At 65.8% G+C, this 1,557-nt stretch carries 1 protein-coding gene; it reads right to left on the bottom strand.

Annotated elements, in window-relative coordinates; translation table 11 throughout:
- Window positions 1-215: 215 nt before the first annotated feature.
- On the bottom strand, window positions 216-1,190 hold the full coding sequence (locus MLGJGCBP_RS47505) for a DUF4192 family protein (RefSeq protein ID WP_043827227.1): 975 nt from the start codon (window positions 1,188-1,190) through the stop codon (window positions 216-218).
- Window positions 1,191-1,557 lie beyond the last annotated feature (367 nt).

The raw sequence follows: 1,557 nt of genomic DNA, 5'->3' as shown, positions 1-1,557 counted from the left end.
CGGGCGCAGCCCGGGGCCTGAACCGACTGGGCGGCAAGCCGCCCAATAACGGAATTCACCCACGCGCTGCGCGCTGGGTCACGGGTTAGCTTGTTGCATAACGGAATCCGGAGAAAACAAAATGATCACTTCGGAAGTCTTCATTACCAACGGGATTGGCCGAATCCAGCGGTGCGGAACCGTCCCGTTCGATCACCGCACCGCTGATTCGTTACCTACTGGTCCTGATGGGCCCGCACCGCCGCGGCACGCAGCTGCTCCCACAGTGCCGGGTTCATCCCGTGGTTGAGAAACTGCTCGAATAGCTTCCCGAAGGAGTGCGCGGGATCGAGCGCACGGCCCACGTTCACCGCCTCACGTGCCAGCGCGGCGTGACGGCTCACCCAATGAAACACTCCGGCAAGAATGATCAACGCACCGGCGAGATCATGGGGCAATACGGCCCCGACCTGACGCATTACCTCGGCGGCGGCATCGGCATTGTGTGCGTCGATCCGGGCGAACAGCAGATCACGCACCGGCACATCGTGCATCGCGGCCGCGATGATCGAGGCGTGCTCGTCCGTGACGCTGATGCCCCGCTCCCCCGCTCCGGTGGTTCCCCCCACGTACGGTGCCAACGCGAAATCGTAGGCACGGTCGGCGGCGTTCTGCGGGGCCATCGCGGCCAGAATCACGCGCTCGCGCCCGAAACCAGCGGCCACGATAGCGGCGCGGCCTGGACCATGCTGGGCCGGGGCGAAACTCGCTCGCATCTCGGCGCGGGTCATGAGCGTGGTGGAGCCGACCACGAGTGCCTCGGCGATGATCGGGTGCGCCGCCAGATCGACCGGCATGCCCGGCTGCCCGATCAAGGACCCGGCCCCGTGCCACTGACGCACCAGACCATCGGTGAACACGAACACCGGGGTCACCGCATCGGGGCGAAGCCGCTCGAGGATCGCGCCCACCACATCACCCCGCTCGGCCGGGCCGAACACCACCGCCAGCATCGACGGACTCTCCTGGAACGGTGCGGCGCTCTCGAGTGCGTCCAAGATGCGCCCCGACTCCCGCTCCGCATCGTCACCCAACTGGACCAGCATCACCGCCGCCGGGTGGCGGTCAAGGCTCAATACCGCCACCTCGTCGACCGGAAGATGACCGCCCAACGCGACCGCACCGGCAACAACATCGGACGGCGAAGACATACGAAAAACACTCACAGCAAAACCCCTTTGGGTCGGGTGGGCGAGCTGGTCAGACTCACCCGTGAATTGGACTTACGAACACCTCAGAACCTAGCCGAAACCTCGGACAAAAACCCGCATTGAACTGCGTCTATGTCCCCGGCACACCCGGTGCCGGGGACATAGACGCACGCACAGCTGTGGCCGGTGGCCGGCACCGCGCCGGCCACAGCTGCGGATTACGTGTTGGCGACGCCCTCGGCCGCTGGCACGGCCGCGCACAACTGATCCGCCGTCGACGAGGTCAATCCGGCTCATCCCAATCGGGGGTGTAGGAGTTGGGGTCTGAAGCCGCCGGTCTCGAGCAGGCTTCGGGCGATGTAGTTGG

The organism is Rhodococcus sp. T7, assembly GCF_009872365.1.
In the GTDB taxonomy this organism is placed as follows: Bacteria; Actinomycetota; Actinomycetes; order Mycobacteriales; family Mycobacteriaceae; genus Rhodococcus_F.
The sequence above is the reverse complement of the archived record's forward strand: the minus strand, read 5'-3'. Positions and strand labels throughout refer to the sequence as shown.